Below are 18,335 nucleotides of genomic sequence, written 5' to 3' on the forward strand. Positions count from 1 at the left end.
CCTAGTCCTCGGCTCGGGCTTCCCGTTTGCGGGCCAGCCGCTCCTGGACGCGAGCGCGCCCGGCGTACCATTCCATCACCGGCGTCACCGAGAGGCCGTGGACGACGATGCTGGTCGTGATCGTCACGAGGACGAGGCCCAGCAGGAGGTCCGAGAAGCCGTCGTTCAGGCCGTGCGTCTCGGCGAACATGAGGTAGTACACCGACCCGATCCCGCGGACGCCGAACCACGCGATGAGCTCGCGCTGGAGCCCGGTCGTGGGCGAGCCGAGGAGACCGACCCAGACGGCGAGCGGGCGGATCACGAGGAGCACGGCCGGGACGAACCACAGCATCTCGACCGTCCACACGGCGCGGTGGAGGAGCGCGCCGACGAGGACGACGAGCGTGACGGCGCCGATCCGCTCGAACTGCTCGGCGAACCCGAGGACGGCGCTCGCCATGTACGCGGGCGCCGAGTGTTCATCGACGGCGACCTCCTCGTCTTCCCCCTCGTGCGCCATCGCCTCGACGTCGTCGGCCGGCTCGTCACCGGTCTCCCGGCGCTCCTCGTTGCGGAGCGCGAGGCCGGCCGCGAACGCCGCCAGGAACGCGTACGTCCCGATGAGGAGCGCGACGCCGTAGCTCAGGGCCACGAGCCCGAGCGCGAGGAAGTCGTCGCTGCCGACGGCCTCCTTGTGCGCCCGCCGGAGGTGGACCACGAGCCGCCCCACGGCCGTCCCGAGGCCGGCGCCCACCGCGATCCCCCCGAGCACGGCCCAGACCACGTCCTTCAGGATCCACGTCGTGAAGCCCTCGCCCAGGTCGTGGAGCCCGAGCAGTCCGAGGCCGAGCATGACGAAGGGGAACGCGGCGCCGTCGTTGAATCCGGCCTCACCCGTCAGCGAGAACCGGAGGCGGTCCGTGTCGTCGGGGTCCTCGATCTGGACGTCGGAGGCGAGGACCGGGTCGGTCGGGGCGAGGACAGCGCCGAGGAGGACGGCCGCGCCCCACGGGATCCCGAGGCCGAAGTACGCCAGCGCCGCGATGCCGAAGACGGTGAGCGTCATCGAGACCGTCGCGAGGCGGAGCGGGAGCCGCCACCGGCCGTCGGAGAGCGGCGTCCGGAGCTTGAGGCCGGCCGCGAACAGCGACAGGATCACGGCGATCTCGGTCAGCACCTCCAGCGTCCCGGCCTCGTCGATCGGGTCGATGACGAGGAGGCCGATCCCGAGGGGCCCGATGCCGAGCCCGACGAGGAGGTACAGCTGGGCCGTCGAGAGGGGGAGCCGGGCGAGCGTAGTCTTGGCCAACGCCATGAGCGTCAGCAGGAGGCCGGCGACGACAAACCAGAGGGCGAAGGGCACGAGCGGATGGGGGGCGGCGTCGGCGAACGCCGTGCTCGGCGGCCGCGGTCCCTAGGCGACCTCAGTAGCGAGTTGCCTGAGGAAGTCCCGGAGGAACGCCGCCCGGCGCTCCGCCTCGGCCCGGCCCGCCTCCGTTCGCATCGTGGCCGGCAGCTTCAGCAACTTGACGAACAGGTGATCGGTCGCCCACCGCTTGTCGTCGAGCGCCCGCGCGGGCGGCTCCGACGGGACGGGGTCGTCGGGGTGGACGATCCCCGAGCCGAACACGGCCGACATCGCATACATCCGGGCCAGCCCGATGGCGCCGAGCGCGTCGAGCCGGTCGGCGTCCTGGACGACCTCGGCCTCGACGGTCTGGGGTTCGATCCCGGCCGAGAAGCTGTGGGCCTCAACCGCGTGCGCCACGGCGGGGAGGTCCGCCTCGGGGAAGCCCTCGGCCCGGAGCCAGCGCGCCGCCTCGTCGGCCGCGATGCGCGACGCCCGTTTCCGATCCGGCGAGTCCTTCGCGACCGTCACGACGTCGTGGAGCCACGCCGCGGGCACGACGACGCCGAGGCGGGCGCCCTCGGCCTCGGCCAGCCGCCCCGCCCACGCCACGACGCGGCGGACGTGGGCGAGGTCGTGGGCCGGGTCGCCGGCCATCCGCTGGCGGACGAACGCCTCGCAGCGCTCGCCCCAGGCGTCGACCTCGGCCGCGGTCACGCGACGACGAAGTTGACGAGCCGGCCCGGCACCGCGATCTCCTTGCGGACAGTCCCTTCCTCGAGGTACCGCGCCACATTCGGCTCCTCGCGGGCCGCCGCGAGCATCGCGACCTTGTCCGCCTCGGCGTCGACCAGGACGGTCCCGCGGAGCTTGCCGTTGACCTGGACCGCGATCTCGACCGTGTCGGCCTTGAGGAGATCGGGGTCGGCCTCCGGCCACGGCTCGTAGGTCAGCGTCTCGTCATGGCCGAGTTGGCGCCAGAGCTCCTCGGCGAGGTGCGGCGCGAACGGCGCCAGCAGGAGCGTGAACGTCTCGGCCGTCGCCTGCGGGATGTGGCCCCACTTGGTGGCGGCGTTGACGAACTCCATCATCGCCGCGATCGCCGTGTTGAAACGGAGGCCCTCGACATCGTCGGTGACCTTCTGGATCGTCGCGTGGAGGACGCGCTGCTGCTCGCGCGTCGGCTCGGCGTCGAGGACGGTCGCGGCGCGGCGCCCGGTGTCCGGGTCGATGACGAGGCGGTAGGCCCGCGCCAGGAAGCGGTGGACCCCGTCGACGGAGCGCGTATTCCATGGCTTCGTCTGCTCCAGCGGCCCCATAAACATCTCGTAGAGCCGGAGCGAGTCGGCCCCGTAGGCGTCGACGATGTCGTCGGGGTTGACGACGTTGCCGCGGCTCTTCGACATCTTGTGGGCGCGCGAGGTCACGCGGACGTCGGCGTGAGCCGCCAGCACGAAGCCGTCGCCCTTTTTCTTGACCTCGTCCTCCGAGACCTGGACGGCGACCAGGGTCGAGCCGTCGCGGGCGTCCTGCCAGTCGGCGTCGTCCCCGTCCGCCTCGGTGGCGTGCTCGGCCGAGACCCACCCGAACGGCACGCCGTCGTCGCCGACGCGCCGGAACGCCGTGTACTCGACCTCGCCCAGGATCATGCCCTGGTTGACCAGCTTCTGGAACGGCTCGTCCGTGCTCACCACGCCCGCGTCAAACAGCACCTTGTGCCAGAACCGGGCGTAGAGCAGGTGGAGCACGGCGTGCTCGGCCCCGCCGATGTAGAGGTCGACCGGCATCCAGTACCGCTCCTTGTCGGGGTCGACGAAGGCGTCGGCGTTGTCGGGGTCGATAAAGCGGAGGTAGTACCAGCAGGAGCCGGCCCACTGGGGCATCGTGTTGGTCTCGCGCCGCGCCGGACGGCCCGTCTCCGGGTCGGTCGTCTCGATCCACTCGGCCGCGTTCGCGAGCGGGCTCTCGCCGTTGTCGGCCGGCCGGTACTCGTCGACCTCGGGGAGCGTGAGCGGGAGGACGTCCGGCGGGAGCGGCTTCGGGACGACGTCGCCGTCCTCATCCGTCGTGTGGATCACCGGGATCGGCTCGCCCCAGTACCGCTGGCGGCTGAACAGCCAGTCGCGGAGCTTGTAGTTGACCTGCCGCCGGCCGACGCCGTTCGACTCGAGCCACGCCGTCACGTCGGCCTTCGCGGCCGGGACCATGAGGCCGTCGAGGCGGACGCCCTGGTCGGCGATGCCGGCCACGGGGCCGCCGCTCGCGTCGGAGTTCATCAGCGTGCCCTCGTTGCCGGCGTAGACCTCCGAGAAGTGGTGGGGCGCGTCGTTGTACTCGCCGAACAGCAGGTCGGCCTCGGTGTCGGTCGGCACGTCGGGGCCGGCGTGCTGAGCCAGCCACGACGCCGGCGGACGGACGACCGGGCGGATCGGGAGGCCGTGGACCTGCGCGAACTCGAAGTCGCGCGCGTCGTGGGCGGGGACGGCCATGATGGCGCCCGTCCCGTAACCCGCGAGGACGTAGTCGGCGATCCAGACCGGCACCTTCTGGCCGTTGACCGGGTTGACGGCGTGGGCCCCGGTGAACACGCCAGTCTTCGCCTTCTGCTCCATCCGGTCGCGCTCCGTCTTCCGCGACGCCGCCGCGACGTACTGGCGGACGGCCTCGGCCTGGCCCTCCGTCGTGATCTCGTTCACGAGCGGGTGCTCAGGAGCCAGCACCATGTAGGTCGCGCCGAAGAGCGTGTCGGGCCGGGTCGTGAACACGCGGATGCGAACCGCCGGGTGACCGAACACGCCGAAGTCGACCTCGGCGCCCACGCTCTTCCCGATCCAGTTGCGCTGCATGGCCTTGACCGACTCGGGCCAGTCGAGGTCTTCCAACCCATCGAGCAGCCGATCCGCGTACTCCGTGATCCGGAGCATCCACTGCCGCATCGGGACCTGGACGACGGGGTGCCCGCCGATCTCGCTCTTCCCGTCGACGACCTCCTCGTTCGAGAGGACCGCGCCCAGCTCGGGGCACCAGTTGACGGGAGCGAACGCCTCGTAGGCGAGGCCCTTCTCGTACAGCTTCAGGAAGATCCACTGCGTCCACTTGACGTAGTCCGGGTCGGTCGTGTTGACCTCGCGGGACCAGTCGTAGGAGAACCCGAGGCGCTGGAGCTGGCGGCGGAAGGTGGCCACGTTCCGCTCGGTCGTCACGCGCGGATGGATCCCCTCTCGGATGGCGGCCTGCTCGGCCGGGAGCCCGAACGCGTCCCAGCCCATCGGGTGGAGCACGTTGAAGCCGGTCATCCGCTTGTAGCGCGAGACGATGTCGGTCGCGGTGTAGCCCTCGGGGTGGCCCACGTGGAGGCCGGCGCCCGACGGGTACGGGAACATGTCGAGCGCGTAGAAGCCCGGCTTGTCGGCGTCGAAGCCGTCGTCGCCGGGGCCCGGCTGGCGGAAGGTGTCGTGCTCCCGCCAGTAGTCCTGCCAGCGGGGTTCGATCTCGTCGTGGGGGTATCCGGCCATGCCTGGGTCTGCGCAGAAGGGGCCAGGAAGCTACCGCGCCCTCCCGCGGGGGATCCCACAGCACCACCGAGGCGGCCCGTCCCAGGACGGTCTTCCGCCAGGGTTCGTGCGTGACGGCCATTCCGGCGCCTCTCCGTAGTGTGTGGGGACTCCCCGGCTCACATGGCCTCCCCCGCTCCCGCCTCCGACATCGACGGCGTCGTCCGTGCGCTGGACGGCATTGTGGACGACTGCCGCGTCCGACACTGCCGCCTCGGCCTGTTCGCCGCGCTCTACCGGCGCGTGACGGTCGAGGTGAAGGGCCGCATGGGGAAAGGCCAGTTCGTCGACGCCGAGCGGATGGAGCGGCTCGACACGCGGTTCGCCAACCGCTACCTCGAGGCGTACGCCCGTCACCGGTCCGGCGAGGCGCCGACGCGGGCCTGGGCCGCCGCGTTCGAGGCACGGGAGGACGACCGCCTCGTCGTGCTCCAACACTTGCTGCTGGGCATGAACGCCCACATCCTCCTCGACCTCGGCGTGACGACGGCCGAGATCGCGCGGCGCCACGACACCGACGGCCTCAAGCACGACTTCGATGCCATCAACCGCGTTCTGGCCGACCTCGTGGACGAGATCCAGGAGGAGGTCGGACGGACGTCGGGGCTGCTCCGGACGCTCGACCGCCTCGGTGGGCGCCTCGACGAGCGCGTTCTCGGGTTCGGGCTCGCGACGGCGAGGCGGAGGGCGTGGCGGCACGCCCTCGCGCTGCGGGCGATGCCGGGGCCTCTCCAGCCCCGCCTCGTTGACCGGATCGACGTGCGGGTCGAGCGGACGGCCCGCGGCATCCGTCGGCCGCCGTTCCGCCTCGACGCCGCGCTCGGCCGGATCCGTGAGGCCGAGCGAGAGCCGGTCGGCGACCTCATCGACCGGCTGGCCTGAGTCAGGTCGCGGCGCCCGTTCCGTGCGGTTGGGGATCGGCGTCGTCCGGCCGGCCGATCTCCTCCGTCCGCTCGCGTCGGCTCCGGTAGCGGGTCTCCACGACGTCGACCAAGAGGAGGCTCGCCACGAGCCACGCAGAGCCGGCGAGCCAGCCGGCGAGGACGTCCGTGAGAAAGTGGACGTTGAGGTACACTCGCGACAGCCCGACGAGGATCGCCACGAGCGGGCCGACGACCGCGGCCACCACGCGGGCCCACCGCCTCTCCGTCAGCCGCCAGACGAGGTACACCATCATCCCGTAGAAGACGGTCGAGGCGAAGGCGTGGCCGCTCGGGAAGCTGTAGCCCGTGGCCTCGATCACCTGCGCCTCGGGGCGCTGGCGGGCGAACAGGAGCTTCAGTCCGGTGATGACGAGCCCGCCGACGCCCGAGGCGAACACCACGCGAAACGCGGCCCAGTACCGCTTCGCGATCACGAGCGCCAGCGCGACGACGATCACGAAGCCGATGAGCGTCGCATTGTTGCCGAACCACGTGACGGTGAGCCCGAGGCCGGGCGACCCGCCGAGCGCGTCGTAGATCAACCCGTGGGCGACGGCGTCGAACCGTGCCACGTCGTCGCCCTCGGTCACCGCGTCGAGGACGTTGACGAAGCCCCACACGGCGAGGGCGACCGCGGCGAACGCGACAGTGAACGCGAGCCCGTACGGCACGCCCCGCTGGAGGCGCCGCCGTACGAACCGGATGGCGGGGTGGAGGTCTCCGGCGCTCATCCGAGGATCAGGAGCACGACAGCCACGAGTCCGCCGACGATCACCACGCCGTTGAGCGCGACGGCGCTCAGGAGGGCGAGCGCGAACGGGAGGCTCGCGAGCCGGAGGAAGCGAAGCGCCCCGACGGCCTTGACCCATCCGCCCTTGGTGAGGAGCGCCAGCCCGCGGGCGGCCCACAGCGACTTGAGGAGACGCACGACCCGGCTCCCTTTGACAGCCTCGCGCGACGCCTCGCGGCCGGTCGTGGCGAGCGCGGCCTCCCTCACCTGTCGCGGAAGGCTGGCGAGATCGGCGAGCGTCCACCCTGCGATCGCCACGGCGGCGGCCGGGACGAGCAGAAGCAGTCCCAGCGCGACGAGCACGCCCGCCGCGAGTTGGGGCACCCACCGGAGAACGGCCGCCACGATCAGCAGCGCGGCGATGCCGCTCACGCCGGCCAGCCGGTAGGCGAATCGCACGATCGCGTCGACCCCGGGCAGGAGCCGGCCGAGGCGGGCGAGGGCGCCGGGCGGCGCCTCGGCGAGCGCGCCGCTGGATGGAGGGCCGTCGGCCGGGACGGGGGCGGCAGACGCCTGAGAGACGGAGGGAGGGGAATCCACGCGGAGGGGGAAGCCGTTGGCCCCTTCCTACGCCACCACGCCCATGCCGAGTTCGCCTGACATCGCGTCCGTCCTCCGCGGCGCTCGAACGATCGCCGTCGTCGGGTGCTCGCCGCGCGGGTTCCAGACGAGCCACCGGATCGCCCGGTACATCCAGAACGCGGGGTTCACGATGATCCCAGTCAACCCGAACCACGACGAGATCCTCGGCGAGACGGCCTACCCGGACCTCGTCTCGATCCCCGACGACGTGGAGATCGACGTCGTTGACGTGTTCCGCCGGCCGGAGTTCACGCCCGACGTGGTCCGCGACGCCGCCGCGCGGTCGGAGCGGACCGGCGACCGCCCGGTGATCTGGACCCAGATCGGCGTCCACGCCCCCGAGGCGGAGCGGCTGGCCCACGAGGCGGGCCTGCCGTACGTGGCCGACCGGTGCCTCATGGTCGATCACGCGGCTCTCGGCTAACCTGGGCGTCGGTCCCTCCTCTCGGTGCTCGTCCTCCCCGCCGCCGCCTACGGCCCCTCCGCCGACCCACCCGGCCCGGCGGCCCAGGCGGAGGAGGGGTCCGATGCGCCCGTGCCGGTCACCACCGACACCGCCTCGGCCGCCGCGCCGACCCAGCCCTACACGAACGAGCGGTTCGGCTACAGCCTCGACGTGCCCGCCGGCTTCGAGCAGGGGTTGTTCTGAGACGACGTCGGCGTGCGGGCACGGCTCCGCCATCCGACCGCGCACAACCAGGGCGAGGCATGGTCGGAGGTCCTCGACGCGTCGCTCCGCTGGACGGAGTGACGGTTAGTCGATGGGCGGGTGCCACGCGATCTCGGAGGCCCGCTCGACGCCGTCGCCGTCCCGCTCGTACGTCACGTCGATCGTCGTCGGCAGCTCTCCGTCCGTCCGGTAGCTCACAATGCCGCCCTCCGTTTCGGCCGGCCCCCCGAGGACCGACTCGAGGTCCGCTCGCGTCTCGCCCACCGACAGGCCGTCCGTGGTTCCGTAGGTGTCGGACGTGACGTCCAGCCGGCGCAGCAGGACCTCGCCGTCGTAGGCCTCATGGAGTTCGAGCGTGAGACCGTCGTAGCGCCACGTCCGAAGGGTGTCCACCTCCCCGGGCACGTGCCGATTCGGGACCGCCTCGACGTCACGGCTGCGCGGCTCTCGGAGCCGGTCTACGACCTCCGCCAGCGGCGCGGCGGGATGGAGAAGTCGGTCGATCCGGACCCCGGGACGGACTTCCTGTGCGGGAGGATCGTCGGCCGTCGACTCGGATGCCGAAGCCCTCGGAGCGTCAGGCGAGGACGGAGCGGGCTGATCGCCGCTGCATGCCGGCAGAACGAGGGAGAGAACGAGGAGGAGTCGAGTCATACAGGCGCCCGGAGGCTATCCACCCCTACGAGAGCCCTCCCCCACTAGGTCCCGCAACGAACCGGTCGATACACGAGCGGCGGAGAGGCCAAACCCTCCGCCGCTGATGGATCTGTCGGGCGAACCCTGGCACCGCGTGGGGCCACGTCGGGGTGTGATCCCGAGGGACGGACTACGACGCGCGGTGTCGGGAAAACTGTCCAGGCAGGTCTCCTCGCACCTAACGCCTACGCCAGTCCGAATGCACGACGTAATCCCTTGATCTCCCAAGATATGCGATTATCGGGGACTCCCCCGTGCCGCCCTCATCCCCACCCCGGTGTCGGCCCCTACTCCGGGTGGCCTCGGGTCTCGGTGAGCGTCGCGAACCGGGCCACCTCCTGTCGAAGCCGATCGCGCATCGGAGTGAGGCGGGGGTCCTCGACCGACTCACTCTCGCCGAGCACGGCCTCGAAGAACCAGCGTTGGTCCGCGGCGCCGGCCGAGAGCGCCTTGCGCCCTGGCGCCGAGCTGAAGATGTCGATTCCCGCCTCGAGACTCGACGCCATCGAGTAGGCGTTGTGGAGCTTATCGGCGAGGGACACCGCGACGGCCTCGACGGGGCCTGCCGAGAGCGACCGGAGGTACGCCTCCTTGCGGGTCCTCCACGGCAACCAGTCCCCGACGTCGTCTCGCTTCGGCTCCGACACCGCCTCGACGATCCGAACCACCTCCTCGCCGACGAGGGCCACCAGCGTCGCGCGACCCAGCGCGTCGCCGTGCCGATTCGCGTCTTCCAGGGCATCGTGGAGGAACGCCGCGGCGACGGCCTCGTCGCCCCACCCGGCGCGCTGGACGGTCAGGGCGACGGCCGTGACGTGGGCCATGGCGGGGACGCGCGACGGTGTGCCGCCCGGGTCGCCCACGCAGGGGTCGGTCCACCGTCCCTTTCGGTACGTCCCGTCGTGCCACTCGGCAGCGATCTCGATGGCGCGCTCGACGAGCGGCGAAAACAGGGCGTCGGTCGTCACGGTCGGACGAGGTGGTGGGCGGTCGCGTCGAGCGGGACGGCGTGGACCAGGTCCGCGAGGGCGCCGGGGCCGTGGCGGGCGACGACGCCGAGGGGGCCGAGCCATCGCTCCTGGAGGTGGCCTTCGGGCCAGAGCGCGGCCTGCGCTCGCGCCAGCCGGGCACGAACGACCTCATGGTTCCGCTTTTCGAGTCGGACGGTTTTCGTCTCCAACACCTCGAGTGCCTTCTCCACCTTGCGGCGCGCGGCACCGACAGTCGAGGCGAGCGCCGCATCGACCTCCCTCGCAACGGGTTGGAGCTCATCGAGGGCGGCGAGGGCGGCCTTCCGGGCTCGATCGAACGCGGCGTCGAGGTCGAGGTCCGAGGCGTCGAGGGCGAAGCGACGCCAGAGGGCGTGAAGTGTCTCCTGCGGGCCTCCGCCCGGTCGGCCCGCGAGGTCGGGAAGCGAGAGACCGTAGCGGTCGAGAACCTTGGCGACGCCGGCCTCGACGACGGTCAGGCTCAGGCGCGGCTCGATAACCGGCATCGGCACCCCGAACGCCTCGTAGACAGGGCCGAGTTGTGCGAAGTAGGCCGCCTCGCCTGGCCCGGCGACGTAGGCAGCCGTCGGCACGAGCGTGTCTTGGAGGAGCGGGCGGAGGACGACGTTCGGGCTGATCGACGCGGGGTCCCCATCGAGCCGCGCCAGGAGCGCGTCGGGTGTGAGGACGTCGGCGGTGCCGCGGAGGACGAAGTCACCGCCGGCCGGGTCGATCTGCATGCGCGAGCCCTCCCCCATCACGAACAGGTTGACGGGCGACGGGCTGACCTGGGCGTGGAAGCCGGCCTCGACGAGCGCACCGCTCCGATCGCTCAGCACGCGCTCCGTGTCCTGCCAATCGCGGACCTCCTGGGCGAACAGCGAGGTCGCGAGCCTCTTCAGGCGCGCGTCGTCGGCCGACATCAAGACGATGTCGGGGACGAGCGCGCGGAGCAGCAAGGCGAAGGCGTCGCGCATCGTTCGCCCCGGGACGTAGGCGCCACGCGCGAGCTCGAGTGCCGCTGCCCGGCCGGGTCCGTCAGGGAGGGCGTCCGCCAAGGAGGCCAGAGCCTGCTCGGTGGCCCCTTTCTCCAGCACGATTCGTCCGACGGCGCCCCGGTCGGCCTGAGGGGGGTTGCCGTCGTCGTAGTTGCAATAGCGGACGTCCTCTCCATCCACGAAAACGGCCCGGTGGATTTCCTCGAAGTCGTGGTCCTCGTCCGCGAGCCAGAACACGGGGACGACCGGCCGGCCTGTCTCCTCCGCCAGACGCGCGGCGAGGCGGACGGCCGTCCGCGCCTTGTAGACGGTGTAGAGTGGCCCGGCGAACAGCCCGAGCTGCTGCCCGGTGACGATCGCGACGCTGTCGGGCTCGCGCAGCGCCTCGACGTGGTCCAGCACGGCCTCGCTGCTCCCCCACCCCCGGTTCTGCTCCGCGAGCACGTGGGCGACGGCGTCGCGGTGGCCTCGCTGCGTCGCCGCCTCGGCCGCGACGCGGGCCGCCTCGGCACGGTCCTGGGCCGAGTGCGGGGACCAGCGGTAGAACCGGAGAGCGGCCTCCTCGCCGGCCAGGTAGCTCCGGAACAGCGCCGAGGCGCCCAGGGCCGCGTGCGGAATCGCCCCGACGGCCGGACCCGGAGCGACCGCGCTCATCGACAGGCGCGGCAGCGATCGGCGGTCGTCGGTCGGCAGGCCACTAGTTGTCCTCCTTCATCCGCGCGATCTCGTCGCGCAGGCGGGCGGCCGTCTCGTAGTCCTCCTCGGCGATGGCCTTCTCGAGCTGGCTCTCCATGCGGTCCAGCTTCGACATGGCCGAGGACGACGCGGCGGCGACGGGGTCGGGCTGGAAGCCCTCCTCGTCGGGCTCGCCCTCGTCGTCGGCCGGGATGCCGGCCTCGTCGAGGACGCCGGCCGCCACGAACAGGTCGGCGTCGGTGCGGACCGCCAGCGCGACGGCGTCGGACGGGCGGGCGTCGAGCGTGGCCTCCTCGCCGTCGAACGTGTAGCGGATCTTGGCGAAGAACGTCCCCTCGCGGAGGTCGTCGATGACCACGTCGGTCACGTCGGCGCCGAGGGTGTCGAAGAGCGACCGGAGGAGGTCGTGGGTCATCGGCCGCGGCGGCTGGATCTTCTCGAGCTCGAGCGCGATGGCCTGCGCCTCGAACGCCCCGATGATGATCGGGAGCCGTCGGTTGCCACCGACCTCGCCGAGCACGAGGGCGTAAGCCCCCCCGGACGAGGGGCTCGTCGAGAGCCCGATGATGTCGACCTGGATGTAGTCCATTGGAGGGAAAGAATCGATCCTGGGGGGCGCCGAAGATACGGCCGGAGCGCGCGTCTCCGTCCCCAACGAGACGGCGCGCGCGCGGTTCACGAGGCTAGACGAGGCGGACGAGAGCGACCGACTTCTTCCCCTTCCGGAGCACGACGACTGACCCCTCGATGGCGTCCTCCCGCGTGACCTGCTGGCCGAGGTCCTCGACGCGGGCGTCGCCGACGCGCACGCCGCCGCCCTGGATCGCGCGCTTCGCCTCGCCGCGCGAGCTCGCCAGCTCGGCCTCGACGAGGAGGTCGATCACGCGGGCGCCCTCGCCCTCGAAGTCGGCGGCCGGCATCTCGAACGACGGCGCCTCCTCGAACACCTCGTCGAGTTCCTTCGAGCTGAGCTCCGAGAGGTCGCCTCCGAAGAGGGCGCGCCCGGCCCGCTCGGCGGCCTCCGTCGCGTCGGCGCCGTGGACGAGCGTCGTGACGTGGCGGGCCAGCTCACGCTGCGCCTCGCGGGCGCCGGGCCGCTCCTCGTGCGATTCGGCAAGCGCCTTTACCTCGTCGACCCCGAAGTCCGTGAACCACTTGAGATAGTTGACTACGTCCCGATCGTCGCTGTTGAGCCAGAACTGGTAGAACCGGTACGGCGAGGTCCGCTCGGCGTCGAGCCAAACCGTCCCGGCCTCGGTCTTGCCGAACTTCGCCCCGGACGAGTTCGTGACGAGCGGCTGGACGAGCCCGTGGGCCTTGCCGCCCTCGCGCCGCACGAGGTCGGTCCCGGCCGTGATGTTCCCCCACTGGTCGGACCCGCCGATCTGGACCGTGCAGCCCTCCCGCTCGTGGAGCACGAGGAAGTCGTAGGCCTGGAGGAGCTGGTAGCTGAACTCCGTAAACGACAGGCCCACTTCGCTTTCGAGCCGCCGCTTCACCGACTCCTTCGCCGTCATCTGCTGGACCGTGAAGTGCTTCCCGACGTCGCGCAGGAAGTCGGTCAGCGAGATCTCCGTCAGCCAGTCGGCGTTGTTGGACATCCGTGCGGCGCGGGGCCCGTCGAAGTCGAGGAACCGCTCGAGCTGGGTCCGGATGCCCGCAGCGTTGGCCTCGACCATCTCGCGCGTGAGGAGCTGGCGCTCGGCCTTCTTCCCCGACGGGTCGCCGATGAGCCCGGTCCCGCCGCCGACGAGCGCGATCGGCGTATGCCCGTGCTGCTGGAACCGGCGGAGCCCGAGGATCTGGAGGAGCGAGCCCACGTGGAGGCTATCGGCTGTCGGGTCGAACCCGATGTAGCCGACCCGGGGCGCCTCGGCGAGGTGCTCGGCGAGGTCGGGCGTCTGGTCGTAGATGAGACCCCGCCAGCGGAGGTCGTCGAGGAACGTCATTCGGGGGATGCGGAAGTCGAGTCGTGGCAGGACGTGACGCTAGGACGCCTCGCCCATCACCTCGGAAAAAGCACGGCGGGTGGCCTCGTTCTCCTCGGGCGAGCCGACGGACACGCGGACCCAGCCGGGCGTGCCGTCGCGACTGGAGAGCGCGGCGTAGCCGGACACGTCGCGGATGAGCACGCCGCGCTCGGCCATCCGGCGTTGCAGCTCGGCGGGCGCCAGCGGGGTGCGGACGAGGAAGAAGTTGGCGGCGCCGGGAAGAATCTCGACGCCTTCGAGCGCGCCGATCGAGGCTTCCAGCGTCGCGCGCTCAGCCTTCAGCACGTCGACGCGCTCTGCCACGAGGCCGGGGTGGTCGAGGATCGCGAGCCCGATCTCCTCCCCCAGCCGGCCGACCAGGAACGGCAGGCGCGACTTCTCCATCTCCGCGATCAACTCGGGGTGCCCCAACAACACGCCGAGGCGGACGCCCGCGAGGCCGAACGCCTTCGAGAAGGTCCGCAGGACCAGCACGTTGTCGTGCGCCCGGAGGACGTCGGTCGCGGTCGGGCCGTCGAGGAACTCGTGGTAGGCCTCGTCGATGACGAGGATGCCGGGCACGCCGGCCGCGAGCCGCAGGAGATCGCCGTGGTCGATCGTCTGGCCCGTCGGGTTGTTGGGCGTCGTGACGATCGTGAGCGGCGCGTCGGCGCGCTGGGCCGCGCGGAGGATCGCGTCGGCGTCGTGGCGGAGGTTGGGGCCGGCGGGCACGTCGATCACGTCGGCCCCGTGCATGCGGGCGACGCTCGCGTAGAGCGCGAACATCGGGCTCGGCAGGACGACGGGCGTCCCCGGGCCGAGGAAGCAGAGCGCGAGCGTGTGCGACAGCTCGTTCGATCCCCGGCCGACGATGACGGAGCCTTCCGGCAGCCCTTCCTTCGCTTCGAGAGCGCGGACGAGCCGGTGCGGCCTGTCGTCGGGGTACCGGTTCCACGGGGCCGCGGCGAAGGCGTCGAGGGCCTGCCGCTTGATGGCCTCGGGGAGATCGTACGGGCTCTCGTTCTGGTCGACCTTGGCCGTGGCCTCGATCGTCGTCGGCACGCGGTAGGCGCGCTCGGCGCGGATCTCGGGACGGACGAGGTCGACGGGGGCCATCGGGTGAGGAGGGAAGTGTGCGATGTGAAGGGCCGTCTACTCCGACGCAGCGGTCGCGGTGACCGGATCGACCCGCGTTTCGTCCCCGAGGCGGACGCGGACGGCGAGGGCGTGGGCGTCGAGGTGCTCCGCCTCGGCGAAGCGGGCGATGGCCTCGCCGGTCTGCCGAAGCCGCGTGGCGGAGTACCGGACGACGGACTGGCGCCGAAGGAACACGCCGACGCCGAGCGCGGACGCGAACCGCGCCGTCCCCCCCGTCGGGAGCACGTGGTTGGGCCCCGCGAAGTAGTCGCCGACCGGTTCCGGCGAGTCGTGCCCGAGGAACACGGCCCCCGCGTGCCGGATGCAGCTCCACAGCAGGTCGGCCTCGTCGGAGAGGATCACGAGGTGCTCGGGCGCCAGTTCGTCGACGCAGGCGACCGCCTCGTCCATCGTCTCGGTGACGATGGCGGCGCCGTACGCCGGGAGCGACTGGCGAAGGACGTCGGCTCTGGGGAGCGTGGCGACGAGGCGGTCGACCTCAGCGACGACGGCCTCGGCGAGGGCGGCGCTCGGCGTCACGAGGACGGCGCTCGCCCTCACGTCGTGCTCGGCCTGCGCCAGCAGGTCGGCCGCGGCGTAGGTCGGGTCCGCGTCGGCGTCCGCGAGCACGACGACCTCGCTCGGGCCCGCGACCGAATCGATCCCGACCTGCCCGACGACGAGCTTCTTGGCCGTCGCCACGTACGCGTTGCCCGGCCCGACGACGACGTCGACGCGCGGCACCGTCTCGGTCCCGAAGGCAAGTGCACCGACCGCCTGCGCCCCGCCGACGGCATAGACGTCCTCGATCCCGAGGAGCCGGCACGTCGCGAGAACCAGCGGGTGCGGGAGGCCGTCTGGACCGGGCGGGCTGCACACGTGGATCTCGTCCACGCCGGCCACCTGCGCCGGGACGGCGTTCATGATGACGCTGGACGGGAGGGGCGCCGTTCCCGCCGGGACGTAGAGCCCGGCTCGCTCGACCGGTGAGATCCGCTGGCCCAGCGTGACGCCGTCTCCGTCATCGGACGTCCACGACTCGGGCATCTCCGCCTCGTGGAACCGGCGGACGTTGGAGGCGGCCTCCTCGAACGTCGTCCGCAGGGCCGGATCGAGGTCGTTGAGCGCCTGCTCCAGCGCATCCGACGGGACGGCGAGCGCGTCGGGGCGGACGCCGTCGAACCGCTCGGTCAGGTCCAGCAGCGCCGCGTCGCCCCGCTGGCGGACATCGGCGAGGATCGTGCGGACGCTCCTCTCCACGACGTCGTCGAACACGGCGCGCCGGTCGAGCACGGCGGCCAGCCGGTCGCGGCGCTCGAGGTACGGGACGAGGGGGAGCAGAGCGGACATGCGGCAACCTACCCCGCCCTCCGAGCCGCGATCCGCGGTTCACTCCGCATTCACCGCTGTCACCCGACGACGGCGGCCGGCGGAGATCTCCCCTACCGGAGTGCCACGCGGGGCAGCGCCTCCAGGTTGGGCGGGCGGAGCGCCTCGGCCTCGATCGGCAGACGGAGCGCGTTGGCCCAGCCCGGCCGCGCGCCGAGGCGGACGGTCAGCGCCTGGGCCTCCTCCACCCGCCCCTGTGCGAGGCGGACGATCCCGAGCAAGTAGAGCGCCGGCGCGAACCGCGCGTCGTGGTCGAGGACGGCCATCAGAGCGACCTCGGCCTCCTCGTAGCGGCCCATCCCCACGAGCGCCTGCGCCTGCCCGAACGCGCCGAGGCGACGGTACGGACCGGCAGCGGCCGTCTCCGCGAACAGCATGGCGGCCTCGCCGAGCGCGCCTCGGCTCAACAGATGATGGGCGAGCGAGTACCCCGCCGGCACGTAGCCCGCTCGGCGCGACGCATCGAGGGCTCCGGCCGCGAGTTGTGCCTCGCCGATCTCCTCGAGCATCATCCCAGCCGTGTACTGCAGGACCGCGTCGTCCGGGGCCTGTCGGAGCGCCTCGCGGAGGAGGGCCACGTGCGGCCGCTCGTCCCAGTCGTCGCGGCGGACCGGCACCTGGATGGCGCCGACGGCGGCGTGCGCCCGGGCCGCCGGCAACGCTCGCGTGGCGTCGGCGAGGGCGCGACCGAGGCGGACGGTCTCGGTCGCGGCCTGGTACTCGGCGAGCGCGACCGTCGGGTCAGAGGCCAGCGAGATCGCCTCGTCGAGCAGGTCCGACGCCCCGCCGGTCTGCCGGCCGGAGACCACGACGCCGAGCACGCGCCCCCGCTCGTCGAGGAGAGGTCCGCCGCTGTCGCCGGGCTGGACGGCGTTGGCGGCCATCCGGACCCGCTGGTCATCGAGCACCAGGTCGTCGAAGCGAGGGGCGACGGTCCGGCGTTGGGTGCCTCCCGGCCAGCCGGCCGTGAACGCCACCCGGCCCGACGCCGAGGCCGGAGCGATCACGAGCGGCCGGAGGTCGGCGGCATGGGCCACCTCGGGCGGCAGGTGGAGCACGGCGACGTCCCGCACGGGGTCGAGCGCCCACGCGCGCCCCACGGACACGCGTCGGCCGTCGGGCAACGTCGCACGCACTCTCCGGGCCCCGACGACCACGTGGTACGCCGTCACGAGCGCGTCGTCGCCGATGGCGAACGCCGACCCGATCCGCTCGAACCGGACGCCGTCGAGCTCGCCCTCGGCCGTGATGGCGACCACCGATCGGCCCGCCGAGCGGACGGCCTCGCCGTCGGCGTAGGTCCGGAGCGCGTGGGGCCGTGTCCGATACGCCCGGTCGCGCCCGTGCGTCTGCACTCGGAGCGTCAGGCTCGGGACCGCGTCGACGGTCATGTCGAGCACGCGGACGATCACGCGCCGTTGGAGCTCGACGACGGCGCCCGAGGCCCGTCCCATCGGCGCCGTCTCGCGGATCACCTCGAACCCGCTACCGAGTTGCTGGCCGAGGTCCCAAGCTCGGAACGCCGCGTCGAGCGCCTCGCGAGCGGCCGGCGTCGCAGGGACCGCCAGCACCTCGACCTCGACCTCCAGGAGCCCGCCCACCTCGACCGCTTCCCGATCGACCCCACTGAACAGCTGAAGCCGGAGCGGATCCTCCACCGCCGCGGCCAGCGGGGCGACAAGCAGAACGAGGAGGGCGAGAGCCGAGAGGCGAGTCGTCATGGGTCCCGGGGCATGGCTCCCGAAGGAGACCCGGGCCCTCCCGCTAGAGGCGGGACTCGGCGACGATGCCGCGGACCCAGGCTGCGAGTCGGTCTCGGACCTGCCGCCCGACCTCCAGAACTTCGGAGTGGTCGAGCGGCGTGTCCTGAAGGCCGGCCGCGGGGTTGGTGATGGTCGAAATCCCGAGGACGGGCAGGTCGAGGGCAGCGGCCTGCAGGGCCTCGGGCACAGTACTCATGCCGACGGCGTCAGCCCCGACACGGGCGAAAAAACGGATTTCGGCGGGGGTCTCGTAGGAGGGACCGGAGGTCCACACATACACCCCCTCACGGTACGGAATTTTCCGTGTTATCGCAATGTTACGCGCCTGCTCTCGCCACGGTTCGTCGTATGGATTCGACAGGTCGGGGAAGCGAACCTCCCCCTCGCCCACCGGACCGGCCAGGGGGCTCTGGAACGCCAGGTTGAGGTGGTCGCTGATGAGCATGAGCGTCCCCGGTCCGAACGCGGGGTTGATGCCGCCGGCGGCGTTGGTCAGCAGGAGCCCCCGCGCCCCGAGCGCATGAGCGAGACGCACCGGGAAACCGAGGGCCCTGGCGTCGTGCCCCTCGTAGCCGTGGATGCGCCCTTGAATGACGAGGACCGGCCGCCCGGCGAGCCGCCCGATCACGAGCCGCCCCGCGTGCCCCTCGACCGTCGACTGCGGGTAGTGCGGCACCTCGGCTGTCGTGAGGACGACGGGGTCCTCGACCTCGTCCGCGAGCGCCCCGAGGCCGGAGCCGAGCACGAGCGCGAGCTCCGGCTCGAGGTCGGTGTGCTGGCGGATGGCAGCGACGGCCTCCTGCAACTGGCGGGCGTCGATGGCGGGGTCGAAGGGCATGGGGCGGGAG

General features: G+C 72.0%; 17 protein-coding genes. 3 read left to right on the forward strand and 14 right to left on the reverse strand.

Annotated elements, in window-relative coordinates:
- Window position 1: 1 nt before the first annotated feature.
- From BSZ37_RS14165 to leuS, 3 genes are read right to left on the reverse strand one after another with little or no spacing between them, the layout of a single operon-like run.
- The gene (locus BSZ37_RS14165; protein ID WP_095511180.1) at window positions 2–1,345 is read right to left on the reverse strand and encodes a cation:proton antiporter; all 1,344 of its coding nucleotides are present in this window, start codon (window positions 1,343–1,345) and stop codon (window positions 2–4) included.
- A gap of 51 nt (window positions 1,346–1,396) precedes the next feature.
- On the reverse strand, window positions 1,397–2,047 hold the full coding sequence (locus BSZ37_RS14170) for an HD domain-containing protein (RefSeq protein ID WP_218830507.1): 651 nt from the start codon (window positions 2,045–2,047) through the stop codon (window positions 1,397–1,399).
- Window positions 2,044–4,845 (reverse strand): leucine--tRNA ligase, encoded by a 2,802-nt coding sequence (gene leuS / locus BSZ37_RS14175; protein WP_095511181.1) that lies wholly within the window; start codon window positions 4,843–4,845, stop codon window positions 2,044–2,046. The genes BSZ37_RS14170 and leuS overlap by 4 nt, the downstream gene beginning before the upstream one ends.
- Before the next feature lie 162 nt (window positions 4,846–5,007).
- Between leuS and BSZ37_RS14180 the strand changes: the two genes are divergently transcribed.
- Window positions 5,008–5,766, forward strand: coding sequence for a DUF5995 family protein (locus tag BSZ37_RS14180; RefSeq protein WP_095511182.1), 759 nt, complete (start codon window positions 5,008–5,010; stop codon window positions 5,764–5,766).
- Between the two features lies 1 nt (window position 5,767).
- Here the strand turns inward: BSZ37_RS14180 and BSZ37_RS14185 are convergent, their stop codons facing one another.
- Both BSZ37_RS14185 and BSZ37_RS22090 read right to left on the reverse strand, forming a co-directional pair.
- Window positions 5,768–6,538, reverse strand: coding sequence for a phosphatase PAP2 family protein (locus BSZ37_RS14185; RefSeq protein WP_179299648.1), 771 nt, complete (start codon window positions 6,536–6,538; stop codon window positions 5,768–5,770).
- Window positions 6,535–7,137, reverse strand: a complete 603-nt coding sequence (locus BSZ37_RS22090) for a hypothetical protein (protein WP_179299649.1) — start codon at window positions 7,135–7,137, stop codon at window positions 6,535–6,537. Before BSZ37_RS22090 ends, BSZ37_RS14185 begins: the two co-directional genes overlap by 4 nt.
- Window positions 7,138–7,180: 43 nt before the next feature.
- On the opposite strand from BSZ37_RS22090, the gene BSZ37_RS14190 reads away from it, so the two are divergent.
- Complete coding sequence (locus BSZ37_RS14190) at window positions 7,181–7,603, forward strand: CoA-binding protein (RefSeq protein ID WP_095511184.1); 423 nt, start codon at window positions 7,181–7,183, stop codon at window positions 7,601–7,603.
- A gap of 24 nt (window positions 7,604–7,627) precedes the next feature.
- Window positions 7,628–7,828 carry a hypothetical protein gene (locus tag BSZ37_RS14195; RefSeq protein ID WP_095511185.1) on the forward strand — a complete coding sequence of 67 codons (201 nt, stop codon included), beginning with the start codon at window positions 7,628–7,630 and terminating at the stop codon, window positions 7,826–7,828.
- Window positions 7,829–7,933: 105 nt separating this feature from the next.
- Here BSZ37_RS14195 and BSZ37_RS14200 read toward each other — a convergent pair whose 3' ends face one another.
- The 9 genes from BSZ37_RS14200 to BSZ37_RS14240 form a co-directional block, all read right to left on the reverse strand.
- Window positions 7,934–8,242 (reverse strand): hypothetical protein, encoded by a 309-nt coding sequence (locus tag BSZ37_RS14200; protein WP_095511186.1) that lies wholly within the window; start codon window positions 8,240–8,242, stop codon window positions 7,934–7,936.
- A gap of 590 nt (window positions 8,243–8,832) precedes the next feature.
- Complete coding sequence (locus tag BSZ37_RS14205) at window positions 8,833–9,513, reverse strand: HD domain-containing protein (protein ID WP_218830508.1); 681 nt, start codon at window positions 9,511–9,513, stop codon at window positions 8,833–8,835.
- Window positions 9,510–11,186, reverse strand: coding sequence for a bacillithiol biosynthesis cysteine-adding enzyme BshC (bshC, locus tag BSZ37_RS14210; RefSeq protein ID WP_095511188.1), 1,677 nt, complete (start codon window positions 11,184–11,186; stop codon window positions 9,510–9,512). Before bshC ends, BSZ37_RS14205 begins: the two co-directional genes overlap by 4 nt.
- A gap of 43 nt (window positions 11,187–11,229) precedes the next feature.
- Window positions 11,230–11,817 carry a bifunctional nuclease family protein gene (locus tag BSZ37_RS14215; protein ID WP_095511189.1) on the reverse strand — a complete coding sequence of 196 codons (588 nt, stop codon included), beginning with the start codon at window positions 11,815–11,817 and terminating at the stop codon, window positions 11,230–11,232.
- Between the two features lie 94 nt (window positions 11,818–11,911).
- Window positions 11,912–13,177 (reverse strand): tyrosine--tRNA ligase, encoded by a 1,266-nt coding sequence (gene tyrS / locus BSZ37_RS14220; protein ID WP_095511190.1) that lies wholly within the window; start codon window positions 13,175–13,177, stop codon window positions 11,912–11,914.
- A gap of 39 nt (window positions 13,178–13,216) precedes the next feature.
- Window positions 13,217–14,314 carry a pyridoxal phosphate-dependent aminotransferase gene (locus tag BSZ37_RS14225; protein WP_095511191.1) on the reverse strand — a complete coding sequence of 366 codons (1,098 nt, stop codon included), beginning with the start codon at window positions 14,312–14,314 and terminating at the stop codon, window positions 13,217–13,219.
- Between the two features lie 36 nt (window positions 14,315–14,350).
- Window positions 14,351–15,685, reverse strand: coding sequence for a histidinol dehydrogenase (gene hisD, locus BSZ37_RS14230; RefSeq protein WP_095511192.1), 1,335 nt, complete (start codon window positions 15,683–15,685; stop codon window positions 14,351–14,353).
- 92 nt (window positions 15,686–15,777) lie between these two features.
- The gene (locus tag BSZ37_RS14235) at window positions 15,778–17,445 is read right to left on the reverse strand and encodes a S1 family peptidase (RefSeq protein ID WP_095511193.1); all 1,668 of its coding nucleotides are present in this window, start codon (window positions 17,443–17,445) and stop codon (window positions 15,778–15,780) included.
- 43 nt (window positions 17,446–17,488) lie between these two features.
- Window positions 17,489–18,325, reverse strand: coding sequence for a purine-nucleoside phosphorylase (locus tag BSZ37_RS14240; RefSeq protein WP_095511194.1), 837 nt, complete (start codon window positions 18,323–18,325; stop codon window positions 17,489–17,491).
- Window positions 18,326–18,335: the final 10 nt, after the last annotated feature.

It is taken from the genome of Rubrivirga marina (assembly GCF_002283365.1).
Classification (GTDB): domain Bacteria; phylum Bacteroidota; class Rhodothermia; order Rhodothermales; family Rubricoccaceae; genus Rubrivirga; species Rubrivirga marina.